The sequence below is a fragment of the Aeromonas sp. s3 genome (genome assembly GCF_040907805.1).
GTDB classification, from domain to species: Bacteria; Pseudomonadota; Gammaproteobacteria; order Enterobacterales; family Aeromonadaceae; genus Aeromonas; species Aeromonas dhakensis.
Window position 1 is genome coordinate 88901 of sequence record NZ_JBFOCQ010000027.1, and the last position, 25207, is coordinate 114107.

A 25207-nucleotide genomic window follows, 5' to 3' on the forward strand; every position below is an offset into this window, starting at 1 on the left:
AACCATCCTACTCTTTTCATAACCCCTCCGTGCTTTGATCGGCCTCCCGGTTCGGGAGCGCCATGCGCAGGGCGAGATAACCGACGATCGCCGCCAGGGTGGATCCCACCAGGATCCCGAGGCGAGAGTAGCTGCCGTAATCCAATCCGCCGTGCTCGAAGGCCAGCGAGGCGATGAACATCGACATGGTAAAGCCGATGCCGCACAGAATGCTGACCGCAAAGATCTGTCTGAAATTGACCCCGGGTGGCAGTTGGGCAATGCCCAGCTTGACCGACAGCCAGCTGATGGTGAACACCCCGAGCGGCTTGCCGATGAACAGCCCCAGCATGATGCCCATGGGCACCGGGCTCAGCAGGGAGGAGAGACCTATCCCCTCCAGCGACACCCCGGCGTTGGCAAAGGCGAACAGCGGCAGGATCAGGTAGGCGCTCCAGGGGTGCAGGGCATGCTCCAGATGCTTGAGCGGCGAGGCATAACGCTTGCCGTTGAGCGGGATCATAAAGCCCACCACCACGCCGGCCAGAGTCGCATGGACGCCCGACTTCAGCACCGCCACCCAGAGCACCAGCCCGACCAGCATGTAAAGGCTGATCCGATCCTCGCCGCGGCGATTCATCCACAGCAGGGTCAGGGTCGCCAGGATGCCGATCGCCAGCGCCGTCAGCGACAACTGCTGGGTGTAAAACAGCGCGATGATGATGATGACCCCCAGGTCATCCATGATGGCCAGCGCCAGCAGGAACACCTTGAGGCTGACCGGCACCCGCTTGCCGAGCAGCGCCATCACCCCAAGGGCGAAGGCGATGTCGGTGGCGGCGGGAATGGCCCAGCCGGCACGCGCCACTTCGTCCGAGTAATTAAAGAAGGCATAGATCAGGGCCGGCGCCAGCATGCCACCCACCGCCGCGATGGCCGGGAAGGTGGCCTGCACCCGGGAAGAGAGGGCCCCTTCCAGCATCTCGCGCTTCACCTCGAGACCGACCAGCAGGAAGAAGACAGCCATGAAGCCGTCGTTGATCCAGAGCAGCAGCGGCTTGTTGATGTCAAGGGCGGCAATGCGCACCTGCACCTGGGTATCGAGGAAAGCCTGATAACTGCCGGCCAGGCCGCTGTTGGCCAGGATCATGGCCAGCATGGCTGCCATGATCAGAATTATTCCGGAGGCGGCCTCCAGCTTGAGGAACTTCTTGATTACGTCGCTCATGGTTAAAATATCCACAGTCTTACTTTGATTTGAGTCTATATCCGATAACAATCCGTGAAAAATCGTTTCTTACTGCGAAATACAACGAAAAAACCGAAGGCAAAAATCAAACATGCCTGCTATAAGCAGGTTTTCTCTCGGGCGGATATCACTCGAAACTCCCCCATAAGAATGAATATTCTGTGGCTTTTATGCATAAAAAAGGCGCCTCATGGGCGCCTTTCACATCAGATGGCGACGGGCGCCTTGATGCCGGGATGGGGGTCGTAACCCTCGATCTCGAAATCCTCGAACTGGTAGTCGAAGATGGAGTCCGGCTTGCGTTTGATCAGCAGGGTCGGCAGCGGGCGCGGCTCGCGGGAGAGCTGCAGCGCGGTCTGCTCCATGTGGTTGGAGTAGAGGTGCACGTCACCACCGGTCCAGACGAAGTCCCCCACCTCCAGGTCGCACTGCTGGGCCATCATGTGGGTCAGCAAAGCATAGCTGGCGATGTTGAACGGCAGGCCGAGGAAGACGTCACAACTGCGCTGATAGAGCTGGCAGGAGAGTTTGCCGTCCGCCACGTAGAACTGGAAAAAGGCGTGGCAGGGGGCCAGCGCCATCTTGTCCAGCTCGCCCACATTCCAGGCAGAGACGATGATGCGACGGGAATCCGGGTTGTGCTTGATGTCGTCCACCGCCTTCTGGATCTGGTCGATGACAGACCCGTCAGCCGCCGGCCAGGAGCGCCACTGGGCACCGTAGACCGGGCCCAGATCGCCGTTCTCGTCGGCCCACTCGTCCCAGATGCTGACGCCATTCTCTTTCAGATAGGCGGTATTGGTGTCGCCGTTGAGGAACCAGAGCAGCTCGTGAATGATGGAGCGCAGGTGGCACTTCTTGGTGGTCACCAGCGGGAAGCCTTCGGCCAGGTTGAAGCGCATCTGATGGCCGAACAGGGAGACGGTGCCGGTGCCGGTACGGTCGGACTTGACGGTCCCCTCATTCAGGATCTTCTGCATCAAGTCGAGATAGGCTCTCATTATTTTGCCTCCTTCACGGCGTTGCCGAACAGCTGCGGGCGCTTGTAGGCGGCCCAGATCATCAGGGCACCGATGAGGATCATCGGAGTAGAGAGGATCTGGCCCATGCTTATCTCGTTGAAGTAGAGCCCCAGCTGGCTGTCAGGCTGGCGTACGAATTCCACCAGGAAGCGGAACAGGCCGTAGAACAGCAGGAACATGCCGGAGATAGCGCCGCGCGGCGGGTTCTTGCGCCAGAACAGGTTGAGGATGATAAACAGTACCACCCCTTCCAGGGCGAACTGGTAGAGCTGGGAGGGGTGGCGCGGCTCGGGGCCCGCCTCCGGGAAGATGATGGCCCAGGGCACATCGGTGACCCGACCCCACAGCTCGCCGTTGAGGAAGTTGCCGATGCGGCCGACGCCGAGGCCAAACGGAATGAGTGGTGCCACGAAATCGGCCACGGTAAAGAAGTGGCGCTTGGTCTTGTGGGCAAACCAGACCATGGCGGTGATGACCCCGATCAGGCCGCCGTGGAACGACATGCCACCGGTCCAGATCTTGAACAGGTAGAGGGGATCGGCCAGGAACATGTCGAAGTTGTAGAACAGCACGTAACCGACCCGACCACCCAGGATCACCCCGAGGAAGCCGTAAAACAGCAGGTCGGACACCTCGTTGCGGGTCCAGCCGCTGTTCGGCGCATCGGCGCGACGCCCCGCCAGCCACATGGCAAAAGCGAAGCCAAACAGGTACATGAGACCATACCAGCGTACCGATAGTGGTCCCAAACTGAATGCTACGGGATCAATCTGCGAGAAAACCCAATATCCATCGTGCTGCATAAGCGGCCCCAGTCATAAGAAAAGCCGCATTTTCCGATCATTCGTCAGCAGGGACAAGGCATGATTATCAATCAATCTGTTTCGCTTTGTGACCGGCGCGCAGCAAACCGCCCAGACCGTGCTCTTCCAGATAGCGGGCAAACAGGCCGCGCAGCACATGGGGATTGTCGTGTTTGAGGCCGTCGGTCAGCAGCACAGTCAGCTCGCTCAGGTTGGCCTGGCGCAGTACATACTTGATGCGGGCGATGTTGTGGGTGTTCATGCTGAAGCGACGATAACCCATGGCCAGCAGCAGCAACACCCCGACCGGATCACCGGCCAGCTCGCCACAGACCGAGACCGGTTTGTGGTAGCGATGGGAGGCATCGACCAGCAGCTGCAGGGCACGGATCACCGCCGGATGGAAGGCGTCGTAGATGTTGGCGACCCGGGCGTTGTTGCGATCCACCGCCAGCAGGTACTGGGTCAGGTCGTTGCTACCCACCGACCAGAAGTCGATGAGCGGGGCCATTTCGGGCAGGATGTAGAGAGCGGAAGGCACCTCGATCATCACCCCGAGGCTCGGGTAGCGGATCACCGCCTCACGGCTGGCCGCCTCTTCCGACACTTCGCGCCAGGCCTGATCCAGCAGGCGGCGGGAAGCCTTGATTTCGCTGACGCTGCTGATCATCGGCAGCATGATGGCCAGATTGTCCAGTCCTTCGCTGGCCCGCAGCATCGCCTTGAGCTGCACCAGGAACAGTTCGGGGTGATCCAGGGTGAGCCGGATCCCCCGCCAGCCAAGGAAGGGATTTTCCTCGACGATGGGGAAATAGGGCAACTGCTTGTCACCCCCCACATCCAGGGTCCGCATGCAGACCGGCCGGTTGCGATAGGTCTCCAGAATGCCGCGATAGCGGGCGGTCTGCTCCCACTCGGAGGGGAAGCTGTCCTGCAGCATGAAGGGGATCTCGGTGCGATAGAGGCCGACCCCGTCCGCCAGCTGATTGAGAGAGATCTCGGTATCGGCACTGAGGCCGGCGTTGAGCAACAGAGAGACAGGCACGCCATCGGCGGTCTCGGAGGGCTGGTTGTCGACGCTGCGCACCAGGGTATCGAGCGCCCGCTCCTCGCTCAGCAGCTGACGATACTCGGTCAGGATCACCTGATTGGGCTCGATGAAGAGATCGCCGCTGTAACCGTCGACCACCAACATGCGACCACCGATGTCGCCGAGCGGCAGATCCACCCCCATGATGGCCGCCACCCCCATGGCGCGGGCCAGGATGGCGGCGTGGGAGTTGGTGCCCCCCTTGAGGGACACCACCCCGGTCAGGAACTCGCGGGGCACCTCGGCGAGGATGGTAGCCGTCACCTCGTCGGCGACCAGCACCACAGGCTCGCCGATGGCGATGTGCTCGGGCTCGTTTTGCACCAGCCGGCTGATGAGCCGCTGAGCGATGTCCTTCACATCGGTGGAGCGCTCCTGCAGATAGGGATCCTTCATCCCCTTGAACTGCTCGATGAGACGATCGCTGATGAGCTTGACCGCCGAGACCGCCGTCCAGTGCTCCTTGCTCACCTTGTTGCGGATCGGCTTGATGTAGCCGGGATCGTCCAGCAGATGCAGATAGATGTCGAAGATGGCCACCGAGTCCTGGCTGTAGCTCTCGCGAAAACGCAGGGCCAGGCTCTCCAGATCGTGGCGCACCTCTTCCACCGCCACGTTCAGCCGCGCCAGCTGGCTGGCGTGATCCTCATCCTTGCGCGGGGTGATGGAGCGCAGCTCCTTGCGTGGCCGCCACACCCAGGCCTTGGCCATGGCGATGCCGCTGGCCCCGGCAATGCCGCGCAGCGGCTTGCTCCAGTCGGTCTTCTGCAGCCACCCCTTGGCCTGAGCCTGGGCGATGCGCGCCGCCAGCTGGGCCGCCAGGGTGACCATGAAGGACTCCTCCCCCTCATCGAAGAGACGGCTCTCCTTCTGCTGCACCACCAGAATGCCCACCACCTGGCGCTGATGCATGATGGGGGCGCCGAGGAAGGAGCGAAACGCCTCTTCGGCCACATCGGGCAGGAATTTGAAACTGGGGTGGGAGGGGGCATCAGCCAGGTTGATCAGCTCTTCACGCTGACCCACCAGGCCGACGATACCCTGCTCGAACGGCAGGGTGGCCTTGCCCACCGCCGACTCGGCCAGACCATCGGTCGCAGCCAGCCGGTAGCGGCGCATTTCAGGTTCGGAGACGTAAACGGAACAGCAGTCCACCGACATGGCCAGCCGGGTCTGGCTGACCAATGCCTGCAAGGCCAGCTCGAGGGTATTGGCTTCGGCCATGCTTTCGACGATGCGTCTGAGTTCCGTTAACAACTAATCTGTGCTCCTTAGCGGGCGCGATTACGCCGCCCATCCTTCTTGTTGACCTGCACTGCCGGCACCGGCATCGCCAGCGGGGCAAACTCCTTCATCACCCGTCGATAGACTTCCCGCTTGAAGGAAACCACCTGACGCACCGGGTACCAGAAGCTGACCCAACGCCAGTCATCAAACTCTGGATGACCATGACAACCGAACTGGATCCTGGACTCCCTGCCCGGATCCAGCTGCAGCAGGAACCATTTTTGTTTTTGGCCAATACAGACCGGTGAACTGTCCCAACGAACGAGGCGTTTTGGCAAGCGATACTTCAACCAGTTGCGACTGGTCGCCATGATGGTCACATCCTCGGGCTTGAGGCCTATCTCCTCATACAGCTCACGATACATGGCCTGCTCTGGCGTCTCACCGTCATCAACTCCTCCCTGCGGAAACTGCCAGGAGTGCTGCCCATAACGCTTGGCCCACAATACTTGTCCGTCACGGTTACAGATCACGATTCCGACATTGGGACGAAACCCGTCGCCATCTATCACGTGATCACCTTATAAAGGCTGAATCTATAAGGGGATTGTTCCACATTCACCTCGTGGCAGCAAACAAGGACTGCAATCCCCCATTCATGAATAACTTTCGATTTCAAGCAAACTTATAAACAAATTAAAGGATCAGAACCCGCAAGTTGCCCACCCAGACTGTGCATAAGCCTGTGAGCAAGCGGGTATATACAGTAGTTTTATTTATCTGCTCCAAACTGCCCCACAGCATACAGGATGTGATAGAAAACAAAATATGTATTTAAATACATGGTGTTAAACAAAGAATGCTGGATCAAGATCCATGTCTTTTACCGCCGGCGATCCGGGATCCGGATTGTGAACAAGTTCGACTGTTCAAAGATCCACCACGGCTATTTTATCCACAGGAGTGGCACACTATCTGCCCCGATATCGCCGCAAAAATCGGTGCCGTTTCACATTTTTTTGTAACAACAGGGTGACTATTCCTACTTTTAAGCAGTTATCCAAGATTTCTGTGGATAACTGTGTGAAACAGCGCGAGCAAACCCTTGGACAACTATTTCAAGGCAGGATCCAGCGTTACGCCCATCGATAAATTGGAGACAAATTCCTTTTAAATCATTAAGATAAACACTTACACACAAAACAGCCCCCCCTGTGCATACCCCTGCCAGGATCGGTTATAAAAACAGCGATCCTCAGGGAGGATCAGAGTTGCTAGAATAATCCCTCTTTGCAGGAGTCACTCATGCCCGCCAACCCCCGCTCCGAACAGGAACTGCTGGCCCGCGCCTACGCCATGGCCGGCTTCACCCTGGCCCAGCTGGCCGCCACGGCCGACATCGCCGTGCCGGCGGATCTGCGTCGGGACAAGGGCTGGGTCGGCCAGCTGATCGAGTGGCAGCTGGGAGCGAGCGCCGGCAGCAAGCCGGAGCAGGACTTCCCGGATCTCGGCATCGAGCTCAAGACGATCCCCATCGATCCTCAGGGCAAGCCGCTGGAAACCACCTTCGTCTGCGTGGCACCGCTGATCGGTGTCAGCGGCCAGCGCTGGGAGGAGTCCAACGTGCGCAACAAGCTCTCCCGCGTGCTCTGGATCCCGGTGGAGGGCAGCCGAGAGATCCCCATCGGCGAGCGCCGGATCGGCATGCCGCTGCTGTGGAGCCCGAATGAAGAGGAGGAGATGCTGCTGCGCCAGGACTGGGAAGAGCTGATGGACATGATAGTGCTGGGAGAGGTGGAGCAGATCAGTGCCCGCCACGGCCAGGTGCTGCAACTGCGTCCCAAGGCGGCCAACAACAAGGCGCTGACCCGGGCCATCGGCCGCAATGGCCAGCCGATCCTGACCCTGCCGCGCGGCTTTTACCTCAAGATAGGTTTCACCCACGGCCTGCTGCAGCGCCACTTTGCCCTGCCCGCTTGATCTCTGTTATCAACATCCTTGTCATAAAGTGATATAAAAATAGACAGTCGCTATTTTTCGCAATCAGGACAAGGAGGCGTCATGCCGATCAACAAGCAATTTCTCAAGTCTCGCCCCGAGGTCAAGGTGACCTTTGCCGTGGAAAGAGAGGCCGCGGGGGAAGCCGAGCAGGTGTTGTTGCTGGGAGAGTTCAGCCAGTGGCAACCCATCGAGCTCAAGCGGATGAAGAGCGGTGAGTTCAAGACCACCCTCAACCTGCCGACCGATGGCCCCAGTCATTTCGAATACTGCTATCAGCTGGTTCAGCCGAACGGGGAGACCCGCTACGACAACGACTGGGCGGCGGATGACTACGTACCCGGCCCCTTTGGGCGAGACAACTCAGTGGTGCGGGTCAGCCAGCCAGGTTGAGCCGGCACACCCGAAAGTGGATACAAAAAAGGCTCGCCATTGGCGAGCCTTTTCACTACCTGTCGAGCATTTCGCCGACATATCGACACCAATTCGAATCGAATTAGTTGAGCTTCTCTTTGATACGAGCAGCTTTACCGGACAGGTTGCGCAGGTAGTACAGTTTGGCGCGGCGAACATCACCACGACGCTTCAGTTCTACACTGTGGATCAGCGGAGAGTGAGTCTGGAATACACGCTCAACACCTTCGCCGTTGGAGATCTTGCGAACGGTGAAAGCAGAGTGCAGACCGCGGTTACGCTTGGCAATCACGATGCCTTCGAAAGCCTGCAGACGCTCTTTACCACCTTCTTTAACACGGACTTGAACACGTACGGTGTCGCCCTGGGCAAAAGCCGGGATGTCGGTACGCATTTGCTCTTGTTCAAGCTGCTGAATAATCTTGCTCATTGTCTTTCCTTACCTAGGATAAACTGAAAACTCTACTTAACGCTGTCACGCACTTCGCGGACATACTCGGCAAGAAGTGATTCTTGCTCGTCAGTCAGAGCTAGGTTGTTAATAAGTTCCGGCCTTCTTTGCCAGGTTCGTCCGAGCGATTGCTTGAGACGCCAGCGTCGAATCACTTCGTGATTGCCGCTTGTCAGCGCCTCGGGCACCGCCAGCCCATCCAACACCTCCGGCCGAGTATAGTGGGGATGATCCAGCAAGCCATCCGTGAAGGAGTCCTGCTCGGCACTGGCCTGATCACCCAAGACCCCTGGGACCAGACGCGAAACCGCATCGATCAGGGTCATGGCAGGCAACTCGCCACCACTTAACACGTAATCCCCGATAGACCACTCTTCGTCGACTTCGGTTTGTATCACGCGTTCATCGATACCTTCGTATCGACCGGCTACCAGAATCAGTTTCTGATTCGTCGCCAACTCGGTCACGCCCGCTTGAGTCAGCTTGCGTCCCTGAGGGGAGAGATAGATGACTTTCGCCCCGTCTCCCGCCGCTTGCTTGGCTGCATGAATCGCGTCACGCAGCGGCTGAACCATCATTAGCATGCCGGGCCCACCACCATAAGGACGATCATCGACCGTACGGTGTTTGTCGTGGGTAAAGTCCCGGGGGTTCCAGCACTCAATCTGCAGCAGGCCACTCTTGACGGCCCGACCCGTTACCCCGTGCTCGGTAATGGCTCGGAACATTTCAGGGAAGAGGCTAATCACCCCAATCCACATAAGAAACCTCCGGCACCCGTGTTAGCGCGGGAAACTAGAAACCAGGATCCCAATCAACTTCGATTGTTCGAGCAGTCAGATCAATATTCTTGATCACCTGCTCTTCCAGGAACGGAATCAACCGCTCCTTCGCACCAAAGGCATCTTTTACATTGGCCTCAACCACCAACACATCGTTGGAGCCGGTTTCCATCAATTCGGTCACCTTGCCCATGTCATATCCCTTGGTGGTCACTACCGAGCAACCAATCAGGTCACGCCAGTAGAACTCGCCCTCAGGCAACGCAGGCAACAGATCGGCGGCTACGCCAATCTCGACATTGGTCAATGCCAGGGCATCCTCGCGCACGTCGATACCATCGAGTTTGCAGATCAGACCCTTGTTGTGACGCTTCCAGGATGAAACCTGAATTTCACGCCACACCCCGTTCTGATTGATCAGCCAGGGGTTGTAATCGAAAATCGCTTCGGCAACATCGGTGAAGGAGTTCACTTTAAGCCAGCCCTTGATGCCGTAAACGGTACCCAGGGTGCCCAGAACTACAGGTTTTTCCACCTTAACTCCTTACCGTTTGGCTGATTAAGCAGCTTTGGCAGCGTCTTTGATCAGCTTGGCAACGCGGTCAGAAACAGCGGCACCAGTAGCAACCCAATGCTCGATACGAGCCAGGTCCAGGTTCAGCTTTTCAGCGTTACCAGAAGCAACCGGGTTGAAGAAACCAACGCGCTCGATGAAACGACCGTCGCGGGCGTTACGGCTGTCAGCAACTACTACCTGGTAGAACGGACGCTTTTTCGCGCCACCACGTTGTAAACGAATGGTTACCATATCGTCCTCATTAACATCTAATGAACAAGGCCCGCAAACACGCGGACCCTAGCTTAAAATAAGCCGCATAATTCTACTTGGATTCGTAATAATTGCAACCAAGCCAGCCATTTTTTGCGCAGAGCCGCAATGAAAAGGGTCTGCCGCTGGCAGACCCTCACTCGCTACGTCAGCCCGAATAATCAGAACGGACCGCGGCCGCCACCGAAGCCGGGAGGCAGCATGTTCTTCATCTGGCTCATCATCTTGCGCATGCCACCCTTGCCGGACATCTTCTTCATCATCCGCTGCATCTCGGTGAACTGCTTGAGCAGCTTGTTGACGTCCTGCACCTGCATGCCGGAACCCGCGGCGATACGGCGCTTGCGAGAGCCCTTGATAAGATCGGGATGGGCACGCTCCTTGGGAGTCATGGAGCTGATGATGGCCTCCATCCGCACGGTGAGCTTGTCATCCATCTGATCCTTGACGTTGTCAGGCAGGCCGGACATGCCCGGCAGCTTGTCGAGCATCCCCATCATGCCGCCCATGTTGCGCATCTGGGCCAGTTGCTCGCGGAAGTCTTCCAGATCGAAGCCCTTGCCACTCTTGACCTTGCTGGCCAGCTTGGCTGCCTTCTCTTTATCGACGGTACGCTCCACCTCCTCGATGAGAGAGAGCACATCGCCCATGCCGAGGATGCGGGAGGCGAGACGATCCGGGTGGAACGGCTCAAGCGCGTCGGTCTTCTCGCCCATACCGATGAACTTGACCGGCTTGCCGGTGATGTGGCGCACCGACAGGGCGGCGCCGCCGCGGGCATCGCCGTCCGCCTTGGTGAGGATCACGCCGGTGAGCGGCAGCGCCTCGTTGAACGCCTTGGCGGTGTTGGCGGCATCCTGACCGGTCATGGCGTCGACCACGAACAGGGTCTCCACCGGCTTGATGGTGGCATGAAGGTGTTTGATCTCCTCCATCATCTCGCCATCGACGTGCAGACGACCGGCGGTATCGACGATCACCACGTCATAGAACTTCTTGCGTGCCTGATCGATGGCCGCGTTGGCGATGTCCACCGGCTTCTGGCTGGCATCGCTCGGGAAGAAGTCGACGCCGATGTCGCCGGCCAGGGTCTCCAGCTGCTTGATGGCCGCCGGGCGGTAGACGTCCGCACTGACCACCAGCACCTTCTTCTTGTTGCGCTCCTTGAGCAGCTTGGCCAGCTTGCCGACCGTGGTGGTCTTACCGGCACCCTGCAGACCCGCCATCAGGATGATGGCCGGCGGCTGGGCCGCCAGATTGAGCTGCTCGTTGGCCTCCCCCATCACGGAGACCAGTTCGCCGTGCACAATCTTGATGAAGGCCTGGCCCGGGCTCAGGGACTTGGCCACTTCCTGGCCCACCGCCCGCTCCTTGACGCGCGCGACGAAGTCACGCACCACCGGCAGGGCGACGTCCGCCTCGAGCAGCGCCATGCGAACTTCGCGCAAGGTATCCTTGATGTTCTCTTCAGTCAGGCGGCCACGGCCGCTGACGTTGCGCAGGGTGCGCGAGAGTCGTTCAGTCAAATTCTCAAACATGACGCATTCCGGTTCTTGGCGTAACAAATGGGAGGCATTATACCTCACTCGCACGATGAGGACGATTATTCGCCGCACTCGGCTGCGGCCAGCCCTGTGCGGCTGACCCAACATGCTGCCTATATATGGGCAGATCGGCGGCAGCACAACTGGCGAGCACATCTTGTGCAAGGTATACTGCCCTTCCTATTCCCAATCGCTTGCTCGACAACGACCCGGTTATGATCGTGATCTCTGTTCTGGCCCTGGCGTTCTATCTGCTGGCCATCATCGCCTCTCTGCACCTGCTGCTCAGTGCCAAACCAGTGGGACAAGCCCCCCTGTTTGCCTGCATCGGACTGGCCCTGATCGCCCATGGCGCCGCCCTCTCCGGCGAGGTGCTGGTAACCCACTCAGGGCAGAATCTGAGCATGCTCAACGTGGCCTCGCTGGTCAGTCTCATCATCAGCTGCTTCATGACCTGCGTCACCCGCCGCTTCAACGGCTGGATCCTGCTGCCGGTGGTCTACAGCTTCTCGGCCCTGTTGCTGGCCGCCAGCGCCCTCATTCCCGGTCGCTACATCACCCACCTGGAGGCCCATCCCCAGCTGCTGCTGCATATCGGCCTCGCGCTGATGGCCTACTCGGTATTGATGATCGCCTGCCTGTTTGCGCTGCAGCTCGCCTGTCTGGACCGGCAACTGAAGACGCGCAAGATCAGCCAGCTGCCGGCCATGCCGCCCCTGATGACGGTCGAGAAGCGGCTGTTCCAACTCATCTCGGCCGGCGTCCTGTTGCTGACCCTCTCCATTGCCTCCGGCCTCTTCTTCCTCGAAGACATGTTCGCCCAGGGCAAATCCCACAAGGCCATCCTCTCGATCCTGGCCTGGTGCGTCTACGTGCTGCTGCTGTGGGGCCACCATACCCGTGGCTGGCGCGGTCGCAAGGTGATCACCCTGAGCCTGATCGGCAGCTTCATTCTGACCCTGGCCTACTTCGGCAGCCGCTTCGTCAAAGAAGTGCTGCTGAGCTGAACGCCCACTACTTCTTCATCACCCAGTCCCACAGGAGCCCTTCTTGGACAGTATCTCAACGAGTACATTGCTGATTGTTCTCGTTATCTTGATCCTCATGTCTGCCTTCTTCTCAAGTTCTGAAACCGGCATGATGTCGCTCAACCGCTACAAGCTGCGGCATCTGGCCCAGACCAAGCACAAGGCTGCCCGTCGGGTGGAGAAACTGCTCTCCCGACCAGACCGCCTGCTGGGGCTGATCCTGATCGGCAACAACCTGGTCAACATCCTGGCGTCAGCCATCGCCACCATCGTCTGTATTCGTCTGTTCGGGGATCTGGGTGTGGCCATCGCCACTTTCGGCCTGACCCTGATCGTGCTGGTGTTTGGTGAAGTGACTCCCAAGACCCTGGCGGCCATGTTCCCGGAGAAAGTCGCCTATCCCGCCTCCTGGGTGCTCAAGGGGCTGATGGTGCCGCTTGCCCCCTTCGTCTGGATGATCAATGGCATCACCAGCGGCCTGCTCAAACTGCTGAAGATCAATCCGAACAAGGATGACTCCCTCAATACCGAAGAGCTGCGCACCATCGTCAACGAGGCGGGCAGTCTGATCCCCCAGCGCCATCAGGAGATGCTGCTCAGCATCCTGGATCTGGACAAGATGACGGTGGAGCACATCATGGTGCCGCGCAGCGAGATCTACGCCATCGACATCAACGATGACTGGAAGACCATACTGCGCCAGCTGGCCCACTGCGCCCACACCAAGATCCTGCTCTATCGCGACAACATCGACGACGTGGTCGGCTTTCTGCACGCCCGCGACGCGCTGCGCCTGATGGCCAAGGATCAGTTCAACAAGTCGAGCCTGCTGCGGGAAGTGGACGAGATTTACTTCATTCCGGAAGGGACGCCCCTCAACGTGCAACTGGCCAAGTTCCAGCGCAACAAGGAGCGGATCGGCCTCATCGTCGACGAGTATGGCGACATTCAGGGGCTGATCACCCTGGACGACATCCTGGAAGAGATAGTGGGCGACTTCACCACCTCCATGACCCCGGCGCCCAGCGACGAGATCCATCCCCAGCCGGATGGCTCCTTCCTGGTGGAGGGCTCGGCCAGCATCCGCGAGCTCAACAAGGAGATGAACTGGCAACTGCCCATCGACGGGCCCCGTACCCTCAACGGCGTCATCCTCGAATATCTGGAGGAGATCCCCCAGCCCAACATCAGCCTGCGGCTGGCCGGCTACCCCATCGAGATCCTGGAAGTGGAGAACAACATGGTGAAGATGGCGCGGATCATGCCGGCGTTGTACCGAAACGAGTCGGGACTGGAAGATTGAAAAAAGGCTGCCGATGGCAGCCTTTTTCTATTGCGTCATTGGCCGTTGCCCGGCTCACTCATCTTCGTCACCAGGCTCCAGCACCAGGGTCGGGATCAACTCGCCGAAGACCTGCTGCAGCTCGTCGCGATTGGCCAGCAGATCCTGCAGCGTGTAGCTGTCCATCACCGCCAGAAACGCATTCATCGCCTCTTTCAGGGCACTCTTCAGCAGACAGACAGAGACGATGTGGCAAGCCGGCGAGTTGCAGTCGATGCCGTCCAGGTTCCCTTCCAGCGCCCGGATCACCTGGCCGATGTTGATGCTCTCCGGCGCGCAGGCCATGCGAATGCCGCCATTCTTGCCGCGCTGGGACTGCAGGTAGCCCAGTTTCACCAGCTGGTTCACCACCTTCACCATGTGGTTGCGGGAGACGTCATACAAGGCGGAGACCTTGGCCACGCTAGACAATTCGCCCTCCGGCAGGGTCGCCAGATAGAGCAGGGCTCTCAATCCAAAATCGGTATAACTAGTTAGTCTCATAGTGCCTGTGTCGCATCACGCGGAAATTGATTATTGATTCAGATCAAATAAACATCTAGGATGCAGCTTATTAAGTGACATTCTAGATGTTCAATTAGCAAGGAACCCCTATGTTAGACCAAGCCACCATCGCCGTCATCAAAAGCACCATCCCTTTGCTCGAATCGGCGGGCCCCGCGCTCACCCAGCACTTCTACCAACGCATGTTCAGCCATAACCCGGAGCTGAAGGACATTTTCAACCTGGCGCACCAGCGCAGCGGCGGCCAGCCGTTGGCGCTGTTCAATGCAGTGGCGGCCTACGCCAAGAACATCGACAACCTGGGTGCACTGGCCGGTGCCGTGGAACGCATCGCCCACAAGCACACGGGTTTCCTGATCCAGCCAGAACAATATCACATTGTAGGTAGTCATCTCTTGGCCACGCTCAAAGAATTGGGTGGAAGTGCGGTCACCGACGAGGTGCTGGATGCCTGGGGCAAGGCGTATGGCGTGCTCGCCAGCATCTTCATCGGCCGCGAGAGCGAGATTTATCAGGAGAAGGCGAACGAGATCGGTGGCTGGCAAGGCCCCCGCCCCTTCCTGATCAAGGAGAAGCGGGTCGAGAGCGAGCTCATCACCTCCTTCCTGCTGGCGCCGGTGGATGGCAAGCCGGTGCTGGACTTCAAGCCGGGTCAGTATCTCAGCATCAAGCTGGTCCATCCCGAGCTCGAGTATCAGGAGATCCGCCAGTACTCCCTCTCCGATGCCCCCAACGGCCAGCACTACCGCATCAGCGTCAAGCGCGAGCCGCAGGGCCAGGTTTCCAACCTGCTGCACGATCATCTGCAGGCGGGCGATCAAGTGGAGCTGATGCCGCCCACCGGCGATTTCTACCTGAAAGCCGATAACCGTACCCCGGTGGTGCTGCTCTCGGCCGGTGTGGGTGTCACGCCGATGATGAGCATGCTCAACCAGCTGCTGGCGAACAGCCATCAGGCCGACATCACCTGGCTGCACGCCTGCGAACAGGGTGCCGTGCATGCCTTCAGGGAAGATATTCAGCAAAAATCCCGCCAGCACGCCAACCTGCTGAGCCGGGTCTGGTATCGGGAGCCGGAGGACTGTGACGTGCAAGGCAAAGACTACCATCATGCCGGCACCATGGATCTGAGTGCCGTGCAGGAGCGCATCACGCCGCAGGCCCACTACTACTTCTGTGGCCCTCTTGGCTTCATGCAGGCCGTCAAGCAGCAGCTGATCGCGACGGGCATTCCGGCCGGCCAGCTCCATTACGAAGTTTTTGGTCCCCACCAAGATCTGTAAGGCGGGCGGATCACTATAACTTGATGAGGGGCCAGTTTGTCACGGCACGGCGGCTGGCCCCTCCCGACCCACGGATGCAGATCCGTGGGTCATTTTTTGGGATCAGTGCATCGCCTTGGCACGGGCGATGGCATTGGCGGGCATGCGATTGCCGAGCCGGCTGAGCAGGCTCGCCGCCTTCTGGTGGGTGGCCTTATCACCGATGACGGCGCCGTGCAGCCAGTGATACGCCTCCTCGTAGTCCAGTGGGCTTCCCATGCCCTGCAACAGCATCTCCACCCACTCGATCTGCGCCCGCTGGAAACCCAGGCTGGCGGCCTCCCGCATCAGGGTCTCGGCCTTGAGCAGGTCCTTTTGCACCAGGGTGCCCTTCCAGTAGTAGCGACCCAGCTGCTCCAGCGCCGGCGCCAGCCCCTGGTTGGCCGCATCCCACATAAATTTCACCCCCAGCTCCGCATTGGGCTTGATGCAGACCCCCCAGGCCAGCATGTCCCCCCACAGAAACTGATAAGAGGGGATCTTCATCACCTCGGCCCGTACCTCGATATCCTGGGTAAGCTGACACCTGTCCTGCTTGACCTGCTGCAGGTGGCGGCCCTGTTCAATCCAGTTGAGCAGTTCGTCCTGACGATAGAGCGGCACCGCCTGCAGCGCGCCACTGTCCACGGTCAGGCCACTGGCCGGGGTGCTGGTCATGGGACGATTGTTCGGCGAACGGTCCCCCTCTGCAGCGACAGGCGCGGGTATGGGGGCTGCCGCTGGCGCAGTGGCGGGTGTTGCACTCCCTGCCGCTACCGGTGCAGCAGGGGGGGCTGGCGTTGCAGTGGTTGGCACGGCAGCCGGTGCGGGAGCCTCAGCAGAGGACGGGGCAGCCGCAGAGGACTGGGCGGCAACCTCCGGCTGCGCCGGCGCACTGGCCGACGGCGTGGCCCCGCTCGTCGCGGTGGCGGCAGAGGTGGAAGGCTCGGCCCCCTGCGCCTGGCCCGTCAGCAATGGGGGCGTCAGCAAACAGAGCAGGCCGACAAGGGTAATGGGTTTCATCATAAGGATCTCCTGCAGCACCCTGTTATCGGCAGCCGGCGACATCCCCTTAGTCCGGCACCACCTGCCCATAACGACAAAGGGGAGCCGAAGCTCCCCTTGCTGTCCATCCGGACGCCTTACTTGACGAAGTCGACACCCAGCTGGATATCGGCTTTCAGGGTGGCCAGCATGCCATCCATCGCCTCTTGTTCGAAGGCGCTCAGCTTGCCGTAGTCCAGCACGGTTTCGACGCCGTTCTTGCCAAGCAGAATGGGCTGCGCGAAGAAGGTGGCGTGCTTGCCGTCGCCTTCCACGTAAGCGCACTCGATGACGTTGGCTTCACCCTGCAGACCCTTGATGAGCGACAGACCGAAACGGCAGGCAGCCTGGCCCATGGAGAGGGTAGCGGAACCGCCACCGGCCTTGGCTTCCACCACTTCGGTACCGGCGTTCTGGATACGCTTGGTCATGGCGGCCACTTCGTCGGCGGTGAAGGAAGCCCCTTCAATCTGGGAGAGCAGCGGCAGGATGGTCACGCCACTGTGGCCACCGATCACGTTGACGCGCACCTTGTCGACGTTCAGACCCTTGGCCTCGGCCACGAAGGTCTCGGCACGGATCACGTCCAGGGTGGTGACGCCGAACAGGCGACGCTTGTCATAGACACCGGCTTTCTTCAGCACTTCGGCGGCGATGGCGACCGTGGTGTTGACCGGGTTGGTGATGATGCCGATCAGCGCTTTCGGGCAGGAGGCGGCGCACTTTTCCACCAGATTCTTGACGATGCCGGCGTTGATGTTGAACAGGTCGGAACGATCCATGCCGGGCTTGCGCGCCACGCCGGCGGAGATCAGCACGACATCGGCGCCGACCAGAGCCGGGCTCGGGTCTTCACCGCAGAAACCTTTTACTTTCACGTCAGTCGGGATATGGCTCAGATCGACCGCCACGCCCGGGGTCACCGGAGCGATGTCATACAGGCTCAATTCGGAACCAGCAGGCAGACGGTTTTTCAACAGCAGAGCGAGGGCTTGGCCGATGCCACCGGCGGCACCCAGAACGGCAACTTTCATGATCAACTCCATGTTTAAGCGTAGGTTTAAGGTTGTTTCTTGTTGTGCGCCCAACCTTAAAGGATCCCCCCCTAAAAAACAATCTGATAACAGTTGTAATCACAGGTTCTGTGAGCCAATAAACAGGCGGCGAATAAAAATGGGGGAAAATGCAAAAAATTGGAGGGGAAGCACAGATTTCCTGCACTTCCCCTCACCATTAATAGGTAGATCTGCCGACTTCAGCCCTGGAAGGCCAACGCCCGGCGTTCACACCAACGAAAACCAATTGTTAACAATCCGTTCATGGTCAGGTAGAGGGCACCGGCCACGGTGAACACCGCCAGGGTGTCATAGGTCTGGGCATTGAGGCGCTGGGCCAGCCCCATCACATCCATGATGGTGATGGTACTGGCGAGCGAACTCCCCTTGAGCACCAGGATCACCTCGTTGGAATAGGCGGGTACCAGTCGCCGGGCGGCGTGGCGTACCTTCATCCACAGGGTCTGGCTGGCGGAGAAGCCGAGCGCGCGGCAGGCCTCTACCTCGCCGGCCGGGATGGCGTCGAGCGCCCCCTTGAACAGCCGGGTAGAGTAGGCGGCGGTATTGAAACCGAGCGCCAGCACGGCGCAGAACCAGGGCTGCTTGAGCAGCGGCCAGAGCGGCCCCTCTTTGAGCCAGGCAAACTGGCCCGGCCCGTAGTAGATGAGGAAGATCTGGATCAGCAGCGGCGTGCCGGTGAAGATCAGCACCCACAGCTGCACCAGCTGGGTCGCCACCGGGATGCGGCGCTCCAGCACCCAGGTCATGCCGGCCGCCATCAGCACGCCCAGCAGCAGACTGCCGGCGGTCAGTTGCAGGGTAATCGCCAGGCCACCCAGCAGGGTCATCAGGTAATCCTGCATGATCAGCCTCCGTAACGGCGGGTATAACGGGACGCCTGCTTCAAGCCGAACTCACTCACCAGGCTGATGGCCAGGTAGATGAGGGCCGCTGCGGCATACCAGGTGAAGGGTTGATAGGTACTGGCCGAGGCCATCTGGGCCTGGCGCATCATCTCGTTCACCCCGATGAGCGACACCAGTGCGGTGTCCTTGAGCAGCACCAGCCACTGGTTGCCGAGCCCTGGCAGGGCGTGACGCCAGGCCTGGGGCAGCACGATGCGAAAGAAGATGTGACGCTTGCCAAGGCCGAGCGCCAGCGCCGCCAGCCGCTGCCCGGCGGGCACCGCATTGAGGGCGGCTCGCAGGGTCTGGGTGGCGTAGCTGGCAAACAGCAGGGAGAGCGCCAGCACGCCGCAGGCGAACGGGCTGAACTCCACGTACTCGCCGGTGATGAGGAACAGCACCTGGGTCGAGCCGAAGTAGATGAACAGCACCACCAGCAGCTCGGGCAACCCGCGAATAAGCGTGGTGAGGGTGGCCACCGGCCACACCAGCCACCGCTGCTTGCTCAGCTCGGCGGCGCTGAACGCCAGTGCCAGCACCATGCCCCCGACCAGGGAGGCCAGGGCCAGCCCGAGGGTCATCCAGGCTGCATCCAACAACAGGCTCAACATGGCTTAGTGCGCGAAATATTTGTCGTAGATCTTCTGATAGGTGCCGTTGGCCTTGATGTCGGCCAGCCCCTTGTTCAGCTGGGTCAGCAGTTCCTGATTGCCCTTGGCCACCGCGATGCCAAAACCGGTACCGAAGTACTTGGCGTCAGTCACCGGCGTGCCGATCACGGCATACTCCTTGTGCTGCTTGAGCCAGTCGGCGGCGACCGCGGTATCGGCAAACACACCGTCGGTGCGACCGTTCATCATGTCGAGGAAGGCACTCTGGTAGCTGGCATAAGGCACGGTCAGCAACCCCTTGCTCACCCAGTTGTCCACCAGATAGGACTGGTGGGAGCTGCCGTTCTGCACGCCGACTGTCTTGTCCACCAGATCTTCCGGCCCCTTGAAGTCACCCTTCTTGGTCACGAACACGGCGGAGTTCTGGTAATAGATGTCGGAGAAGTCGACCTGGGCGGCCCGCTCCGGGGTCACGTCCATGGCGGCGATGGCGGCGTCGTAGCGACGGAATTTCAAGCTGGGGATCAGGCTGTCAAAAGCCTGGTTGTGGAAGCTGCACTCCAGCTTGGCCTGTTCACAGATGGCGCGGGCCAGGTCGATGTCAAACCCCTGGAACTCGTTCTTGTCGTCCAGGTATTCGAACGGTGCGTAGGTGGCCTCGGTGGCGAACTTGATCTCTTTCGCCAGCACCTGGGTGCTCAGCAGGCCCATGGCCGCGATCAGCAACAGACTCTTTTTCATGACAGCTTCCTTATCGATTTGAATATCAATGCATCAAGAATTCGGCAAACCGGCTGGTTTGCGGGGCTTGGAAAATGGCGGCGGAGCCCGCTTCGATGATCCGCCCCTTCTCCAGATAGATCACCTGGCTGGCCACCTTGCGGGCGAACTCCACCTCGTGGGTCACCACCACCTGGGTAATGCCGGTCTGGCCCAGGTTGCGGATGATCTCCGCCACTTCCTTGGTGATCTCGGGGTCGAGGGCCGCGGTCGGCTCGTCAAACAGCAACACCTGGGGATCCATCATCAGGGTGCGGGCGATGGCCACCCGCTGCTGCTGACCACCGGAGAGACGCGCCGGCCAGGCGTCGCGCTTGTCGGCCAGCTGCAGCTGGGCCAGCAGATAGCCCCCCTTCTCCATGGCCGCCGCCTTGCTCATGCCGAGTAGCTTGACGGGCGCCTCGATGAGATTCTCCATCACGGTGAGATGGGGCCACAGGTTGTACTGCTGGAACACCATGCCCACCTTGCGCCGCAGCGCCTGGGTCTGGCGGTTGAACTCGGCGGTGGAGAGGCTGGAGGGGAAAGAAAATTCACTTTCACCGATGCGCAGGACACCGGCATCCGGGGTGTCCAGCAGGTTCATCATGCGCAGCAGAGAGCTCTTGCCGGCACCGCTCGGACCCAGCAGCACCAGGGTTTCACCGGGCGCGGTCCGAAAGCTGACCTGTTGCAGTACCGGCACCTTGTGCCAGGATTTTTCGATACCGATTAATTCAATACCCATACAGCCCAATTGAATAAGTTTTCAAAATTTCGTCCTGATTCTAACGCTGGCATGGGTGGATGCAAGCTATATTTGAATCAATATGCAGAACAAGCGCCGCTTCCTTGCAAAAATAGGCATATGAATGCAAAATGGGCACGCTGTTCATATCTGCCGCCTGAGCGTGACAGGCAGCCAAACCTCCTCATTCGTGAGTCCAAGATGAAGCATAACGACAAGCAAGAAAAACTGGCCAAGGCCTTTAAAGCCTTGCTGAAAGAAGAACGATTTGGCTCCCAGGCAGAGATAGTGACTGCCCTGCAAGAGATGGGCTTCGAAAACATCAACCAGTCCAAGGTATCGCGCATGCTGAGCCGCTTCGGCGCCGTTCGCACCCGCAATGCCAAGATGGAAATGGTTTACTGCCTGCCGGTGGAACTGGGCGTGCCCACCACCTCCAGCCCGCTCAAGAATCTGGTGCTGGATGTCGACCACAACGGTGCCCTGGTGGTGATCCACACCAGCCCGGGTGCGGCCCAGCTGATCGCCCGCCTGCTCGACTCCCTCGGCAAGGCCGAAGGGATCCTCGGCACCATCGCCGGTGACGACACCATTTTCATCACCCCGACCAGCGACACCGACATCGAGGAGCTCTACCTCTCCGCCCTCGAGTTGTTCGAACAGACGCCGTAAGGGAGGCAACCGCCCCGTGGCGGTTGCACCAGAACGCAAAATCCCGGCCAAGGCCGGGATTTTTGTTATCTGCTGGTCGGGCTTATTTGCCCTGCCCTACCAGAAAATCTTCTGAAGGGGCGAAGAAGGCCGCGCCGGTCACCGCACTGGTGAAGCGCAGCAGGTGATCGAAGTGACTGCCCTCCCCCTTGTACATGCTGGCCAGCATGGCGTTGAAGTGCAGCGGGGTACGACAGCAGGAGATAAAGTAGAGCCCCTGCTCGGTCATGGAGCCCCAGGGCATGCTCTGGCGCAGGATCTCCATGGACTCCCCCTTCGGGGTCTTGAGGTTGACCCGCTTGATGTGGGCGGTCAGCGGCTTGTCGGCCGACTCGTACTCGATATTGTCGACCTTGGTGCGACCTATGATGTCTTCCTGCTCTTTTTGCGCCAGCTTCTCCCAGTCGCTCATGGCGTGGACCCAGCGCTGCACGTGGATGTAGGAGCCACCGGCAAACTCGCCATCGGCCAGCAGCGCCACTTCGGCGCGGTGCTCATCCTGCGGGTTCTCGGTGCCATCGACGAAACCGGTCAGATCGCGGCAGTCGAGGTTGCGAAAACCGCGCACCTCTTCCGCCAGTTCTACCAGCCCGGCCAGCAGGGCCATCACGCGCTGACCGGCGTGATGCAGCACATCCACCCGATCGGCGCGCAACTGCACGAACAGATCGAACGGGGTATTGGGGGCCTCCTGACCGTTGGCGGATTGCGCCATAAAGCCGCGGAACTGGGGAGGACGGGCGGCAGGATAGAGGCCATCCCAGGCGTCGGCGCCGACGGCCACCAGACCGCTGAAGCCGGCAGCGGGGAAATCGGCGGCCACCGCCTCCCACAGAGCCGGCAACCTGGCCAGACGGGCCACCAGCTCGGCGGCGTCACCGGTGCGGTTGAACATCAGATAGAGGGCGTGCAGATTGGGCTCGGCACAGATCCCGGCTTGGGCTTTCATATATCTCTCCCCTGAACAGACATTGGCGATATGGGCAATTGGCGTTGCGCGATTATAAACCAGCGCGGTTCCAGTTCATTGATTTCACAACGATATCACGCGTTCAGGGTAAAGGGTCAAACAACACCAGCGCGTGAGGGGTCACCCTGACCCGCGCCCGCGCCCCCTCCAGCGGCTCGCCGATGCTCGCCTCCAGCCGCAGCTCGCTGCTCTCGAACAGCACCCGGCAGTGGTGGCCGAGGAACTGCTGCTCCACCACCTTGAGCTCGCCATCCGCGGCGCTCTCCAGCAACAGCTGCTGGGGCCTGAGCATCAGTTGCAGCAGCTCACCCACTGCCCGGCCGTGAGGCTCGCTGCCGCAGATGACCCCGAGCGCCGTGCGCACGCAGTGGCTGTCCACCACCTCGGCCGCCAGGTAGTTGACCCCGCCGAGAAACTCCGCCACGAAGCGGTTCTGCGGGCGACGATAGAGCTGCTCAGGCTGGCCCACCTGCTCGATGTGACCCGCGCGAAACAGCGCCAGCCGATCGGCGAAGGCAAAGGCCTCCTCCTTGCTGTGGCTGACGAAGATGGCGCCGATCCCCTGCTGCTTGAGCAGGGCGCGGATCTCGAGGATCAGCTTCATCCGTACCTGGGTGTCGATGTTGGAAAAAGGCTCGTCCAGCAGCATCAGCCGCGGCTTGCACACCAGGGCGCGAGCGATGGCCACCCGCTGCTGCTGGCCGCCGGAAAGCTGGTGCGGATAGCGATCCCCCAGCCCCTGCAGATTGACCAGCGCCAGCGCCTCGTCCACCTGTTGCTGGCGGACACGGCGATCGAGCCGGGTCAGACCGAAGCCGACGTTGTCCGCCACCGTCAGATGGGGAAAGAGGGCGTAATCCTGAAAGATCATGCCGATGTTGCGCGCCTCGGGCGGCACGCTGGTACCCGGCCCGTCGAGCAGGGTATCGCCGAGGCGAATAGCCCCCTGCGCCAGCGGCAGCAGGCCGGCTATGGCCTTGAGCAGCGTGGTTTTGCCGCAGCCGCTCGCTCCCAGCAGGCAGACGATCTCGTTGTCGGCCACCGTCAGGGAGAGCTGTTCCAGCACATTGCGGCCGTTGTAACGGCAACTGACATTTTCAACCTGCAAACAGGACAAGGCTGACTTCCTCTCATTTCTGGCGGTGTGCAGCCTTTCGGCTCAGCACACCGCATGCAATTTCATTGGCCGACGTGGCGAACTCAGTGCCCCGCCCCATCCAGGTTGCGGTTGACCCAGATGAGCGGCAACAACCCCACCAGCACGATGACGATGGCGCCGAGCGCGCCGCGCTCCAGCATCTCGTCCGACACGAACTGGTAGACGTGGGTCGCCAGGGTATCGAAGTTGAACGGCCGCAGCAGCAGGGCGGCGGGCAGCTCCTTCATGGATTCGATGAACACCAGCATGGCACCGGCAAACAGGCCGCGCCGCACCAGCGGCAGGTGGACCCGCCGCAGCATGGCGCCATCTCCCTGCCCCAGGGAGCGGGCCGCCATGTCGAGGCTGGGGGAGATCTTGCCCATGCTGCTCTCCACCGAGCCGATGGCGATGGCCACGAAGCGCACCAGATAGCCGAACACGATGGCGGTGAGGGTGCCGGTCAGCAGCAACCCAGGCCCCTGACGCCCCAGCCACTCGGCCAGATCGTTGATGGCAAAGTCGAGGGCGGTGAGCGGCACCAGCACCCCGATGGCGAGCACGGTACCCGGCATGGCGTAACCCATGGCAGCGATGCGCAGGGGCAACAGGCTCTTGGGCCCGCCATCGAGGCGACGGCAGAAACCGAGCAACAGGGCGATGCCCATGGCCAGCAGAGCGGTCAGCGCCGAGATGAGCAGACTGTTGCCAGCGAAGCGGACAAACTCCGGCGTCCACGACAATTCGAAGTAGCGCACGCCGTAATTCAGCAGGATGACGAACGGCAGACCGAAGCCGGCCAGCACCAGTCCCCAGCACCAGAGACCGGCCAGCCAGCGCCGCGCACCCTTGAGCGGGTAGCGCAGCGGCTGTTCGTGGCCCATGGACTTCTGGAACACCTGCTGCCGACTGCGGGAGCGGCGCTCCAGCGCGATCAGCAACACCACCGCCAGCAACATCAGGCAGGAGAGCTTGGCGGCGGTGGCCAGACTGCCGTAGCCAAGCCAGGTGTCGTAGACCGCCGTGGTCAGGGTGTTGATGGCAAAGAAGTGGACGGTGGCAAAATCCGCCAACGTCTCCATCGCCACCAGGGATACCGCCACCATGATGGCGGGGCGTGCCAGCGGCAGGCTGAGGCGGCAAAAGCTCTGCCAGGGACTGCAACCGAGCAGGCGGCTGGAGTGAATGAGGCTGACCGACTGCTCCAGAAAGGAGGCGCGGGTCAGCAGATAGACGTAGGGAAACAGTACCAGCGCCAGCACCCAGGAGGCGCCGCCGAGGGAGCGGATGGCCGGAATCCAGTACTCGGCCGGACTGCTCCAGCCAAACAGCTGCCGCAGCCCCGCCTGCAGCGGGCCCGAGTAGTCGAGCAGATCCGTGTAGACATAAGCCACTATGTAGGAGGGCATGGCCATGGGCAGCATCAGCGCCCACTGCAGGGCCCGGCGCCCCGGCACCTGGCACATGGCCACCAGCCAGGCGGTCGGCACGCCGAACAGCAGGCTGAGCAGCACGACCCCGACCACCAGCCCCAGGGTATTGGCCAGATAGTCGAACAGCACGGTATCGGCAAGGTGGCTAAACAGATCTCCGTCGGCCGAGAAGGCGGAGAAGACCAGGGCAAGCACCGGCAAGGCCAGCAGCAGGGCGCTAGCCCAGCTGCCGGTAATCCATCCAAAATTTTTCATGAGACCACAGAGGTT

26 protein-coding genes are annotated in these 25207 nt (G+C 60.5%); 6 read left to right on the forward strand and 20 right to left on the reverse strand.

Annotation, left to right across the window (positions count from 1 at the left end):
* Positions 1-16: 16 nt before the first annotated feature.
* The 5 genes from nhaA to rppH all read right to left on the reverse strand — a co-directional run bounded on the left by nhaA (position 17) and on the right by rppH (position 5942).
* A complete protein-coding gene (gene nhaA, locus AB5Y98_RS13365) occupies positions 17-1207 on the reverse strand; it encodes a Na+/H+ antiporter NhaA (protein WP_010635142.1) in 1191 nt (396 codons plus the stop codon).
* 227 nt (positions 1208-1434) lie between these two features.
* Positions 1435-2229 (reverse strand): thymidylate synthase, encoded by a 795-nt coding sequence (gene thyA, locus AB5Y98_RS13370; protein ID WP_368232063.1) that lies wholly within the window; start codon positions 2227-2229, stop codon positions 1435-1437.
* Entirely contained in the window at positions 2229-3053 is an 825-nt protein-coding gene (lgt, locus tag AB5Y98_RS13375; protein ID WP_214454298.1) for a prolipoprotein diacylglyceryl transferase, read from the reverse strand. The genes thyA and lgt overlap by 1 nt, the downstream gene beginning before the upstream one ends.
* Before the next feature lie 67 nt (positions 3054-3120).
* Positions 3121-5400 (reverse strand): phosphoenolpyruvate--protein phosphotransferase, encoded by a 2280-nt coding sequence (gene ptsP, locus AB5Y98_RS13380; RefSeq protein WP_017780269.1) that lies wholly within the window; start codon positions 5398-5400, stop codon positions 3121-3123.
* Positions 5401-5414: 14 nt separating this feature from the next.
* Positions 5415-5942 (reverse strand): RNA pyrophosphohydrolase, encoded by a 528-nt coding sequence (gene rppH, locus AB5Y98_RS13385; RefSeq protein ID WP_005308708.1) that lies wholly within the window; start codon positions 5940-5942, stop codon positions 5415-5417.
* A 733-nt stretch (positions 5943-6675) separates the two neighbouring features.
* On the opposite strand from rppH, the gene mutH reads away from it, so the two are divergent.
* Together mutH and AB5Y98_RS13395 are read left to right on the forward strand one after the other, a co-directional pair.
* Positions 6676-7350 carry a DNA mismatch repair endonuclease MutH gene (mutH, locus tag AB5Y98_RS13390; RefSeq protein ID WP_368232064.1) on the forward strand — a complete coding sequence of 225 codons (675 nt, stop codon included), beginning with the start codon at positions 6676-6678 and terminating at the stop codon, positions 7348-7350.
* Between the two features lie 81 nt (positions 7351-7431).
* Positions 7432-7761: an isoamylase early set domain-containing protein gene (locus AB5Y98_RS13395; RefSeq protein ID WP_005308703.1), complete on the forward strand. Its 330-nt coding sequence runs from the start codon at positions 7432-7434 to the stop codon at positions 7759-7761.
* 103 nt (positions 7762-7864) lie between these two features.
* On the opposite strand, the gene rplS is transcribed toward AB5Y98_RS13395, so the two are convergent.
* From rplS to ffh, 5 genes are all read right to left on the reverse strand, one after another.
* Complete coding sequence (gene rplS, locus AB5Y98_RS13400) at positions 7865-8212, reverse strand: 50S ribosomal protein L19 (protein WP_005308701.1); 348 nt, start codon at positions 8210-8212, stop codon at positions 7865-7867.
* Between the two features lie 32 nt (positions 8213-8244).
* A complete protein-coding gene (gene trmD, locus AB5Y98_RS13405; protein ID WP_005308699.1) occupies positions 8245-8994 on the reverse strand; it encodes a tRNA (guanosine(37)-N1)-methyltransferase TrmD in 750 nt (249 codons plus the stop codon).
* 34 nt (positions 8995-9028) lie between these two features.
* Positions 9029-9550: a ribosome maturation factor RimM gene (gene rimM, locus AB5Y98_RS13410; protein WP_005308697.1), complete on the reverse strand. Its 522-nt coding sequence runs from the start codon at positions 9548-9550 to the stop codon at positions 9029-9031.
* 24 nt (positions 9551-9574) lie between these two features.
* Positions 9575-9823, reverse strand: a complete 249-nt coding sequence (gene rpsP, locus AB5Y98_RS13415) for a 30S ribosomal protein S16 (protein WP_005308695.1) — start codon at positions 9821-9823, stop codon at positions 9575-9577.
* Between the two features lie 182 nt (positions 9824-10005).
* On the reverse strand, positions 10006-11382 hold the full coding sequence (gene ffh, locus AB5Y98_RS13420) for a signal recognition particle protein (RefSeq protein ID WP_005308693.1): 1377 nt from the start codon (positions 11380-11382) through the stop codon (positions 10006-10008).
* Between the two features lie 221 nt (positions 11383-11603).
* On the opposite strand from ffh, the gene ccsA reads away from it, so the two are divergent.
* Both ccsA and AB5Y98_RS13430 read left to right on the forward strand, forming a co-directional pair.
* Entirely contained in the window at positions 11604-12395 is a 792-nt protein-coding gene (gene ccsA, locus AB5Y98_RS13425; RefSeq protein WP_005308690.1) for an inner membrane protein YpjD, read from the forward strand.
* Positions 12396-12438: 43 nt separating this feature from the next.
* Positions 12439-13719, forward strand: a complete 1281-nt coding sequence (locus tag AB5Y98_RS13430) for an HlyC/CorC family transporter (RefSeq protein ID WP_005308688.1) — start codon at positions 12439-12441, stop codon at positions 13717-13719.
* A 54-nt stretch (positions 13720-13773) separates the two neighbouring features.
* Here AB5Y98_RS13430 and AB5Y98_RS13435 read toward each other — a convergent pair whose 3' ends face one another.
* The gene (locus tag AB5Y98_RS13435) at positions 13774-14241 is read right to left on the reverse strand and encodes an Rrf2 family transcriptional regulator (protein WP_005308686.1); all 468 of its coding nucleotides are present in this window, start codon (positions 14239-14241) and stop codon (positions 13774-13776) included.
* 110 nt (positions 14242-14351) lie between these two features.
* Between AB5Y98_RS13435 and hmpA the strand changes: the two genes are divergently transcribed.
* A complete protein-coding gene (gene hmpA, locus AB5Y98_RS13440; protein ID WP_368232065.1) occupies positions 14352-15545 on the forward strand; it encodes an NO-inducible flavohemoprotein in 1194 nt (397 codons plus the stop codon).
* 102 nt (positions 15546-15647) lie between these two features.
* On the opposite strand, the gene AB5Y98_RS13445 is transcribed toward hmpA, so the two are convergent.
* From AB5Y98_RS13445 to AB5Y98_RS13470, 6 genes are all read right to left on the reverse strand, one after another.
* Positions 15648-16241: a tetratricopeptide repeat protein gene (locus AB5Y98_RS13445; protein WP_010635149.1), complete on the reverse strand. Its 594-nt coding sequence runs from the start codon at positions 16239-16241 to the stop codon at positions 15648-15650.
* A gap of 464 nt (positions 16242-16705) precedes the next feature.
* Positions 16706-17641, reverse strand: a complete 936-nt coding sequence (gene mdh, locus AB5Y98_RS13450) for a malate dehydrogenase (RefSeq protein ID WP_005308680.1) — start codon at positions 17639-17641, stop codon at positions 16706-16708.
* 221 nt (positions 17642-17862) lie between these two features.
* Positions 17863-18525 (reverse strand): arginine ABC transporter permease ArtM, encoded by a 663-nt coding sequence (artM, locus tag AB5Y98_RS13455; protein WP_201989699.1) that lies wholly within the window; start codon positions 18523-18525, stop codon positions 17863-17865.
* Positions 18526-18527: 2 nt separating this feature from the next.
* Entirely contained in the window at positions 18528-19178 is a 651-nt protein-coding gene (gene artQ / locus AB5Y98_RS13460; RefSeq protein ID WP_017787497.1) for an arginine ABC transporter permease ArtQ, read from the reverse strand.
* 3 nt (positions 19179-19181) lie between these two features.
* Positions 19182-19919, reverse strand: a complete 738-nt coding sequence (locus AB5Y98_RS13465; RefSeq protein WP_042051429.1) for a transporter substrate-binding domain-containing protein — start codon at positions 19917-19919, stop codon at positions 19182-19184.
* Between the two features lie 25 nt (positions 19920-19944).
* Positions 19945-20685: an ATP-binding cassette domain-containing protein gene (locus tag AB5Y98_RS13470; protein WP_005308671.1), complete on the reverse strand. Its 741-nt coding sequence runs from the start codon at positions 20683-20685 to the stop codon at positions 19945-19947.
* A 201-nt stretch (positions 20686-20886) separates the two neighbouring features.
* On the opposite strand from AB5Y98_RS13470, the gene argR reads away from it, so the two are divergent.
* Positions 20887-21357: a transcriptional regulator ArgR gene (argR, locus tag AB5Y98_RS13475; RefSeq protein ID WP_005308670.1), complete on the forward strand. Its 471-nt coding sequence runs from the start codon at positions 20887-20889 to the stop codon at positions 21355-21357.
* An 82-nt stretch (positions 21358-21439) separates the two neighbouring features.
* Here the strand turns inward: argR and AB5Y98_RS13480 are convergent, their stop codons facing one another.
* The 3 genes from AB5Y98_RS13480 to AB5Y98_RS13490 all read right to left on the reverse strand — a co-directional run bounded on the left by AB5Y98_RS13480 (position 21440) and on the right by AB5Y98_RS13490 (position 25192).
* Complete coding sequence (locus tag AB5Y98_RS13480; RefSeq protein WP_368232067.1) at positions 21440-22345, reverse strand: Dyp-type peroxidase; 906 nt, start codon at positions 22343-22345, stop codon at positions 21440-21442.
* Between the two features lie 103 nt (positions 22346-22448).
* The gene (locus tag AB5Y98_RS13485) at positions 22449-23483 is read right to left on the reverse strand and encodes an ABC transporter ATP-binding protein (RefSeq protein ID WP_368232068.1); all 1035 of its coding nucleotides are present in this window, start codon (positions 23481-23483) and stop codon (positions 22449-22451) included.
* An 83-nt stretch (positions 23484-23566) separates the two neighbouring features.
* Complete coding sequence (locus AB5Y98_RS13490) at positions 23567-25192, reverse strand: ABC transporter permease (protein WP_368232069.1); 1626 nt, start codon at positions 25190-25192, stop codon at positions 23567-23569.
* Positions 25193-25207: the final 15 nt, after the last annotated feature.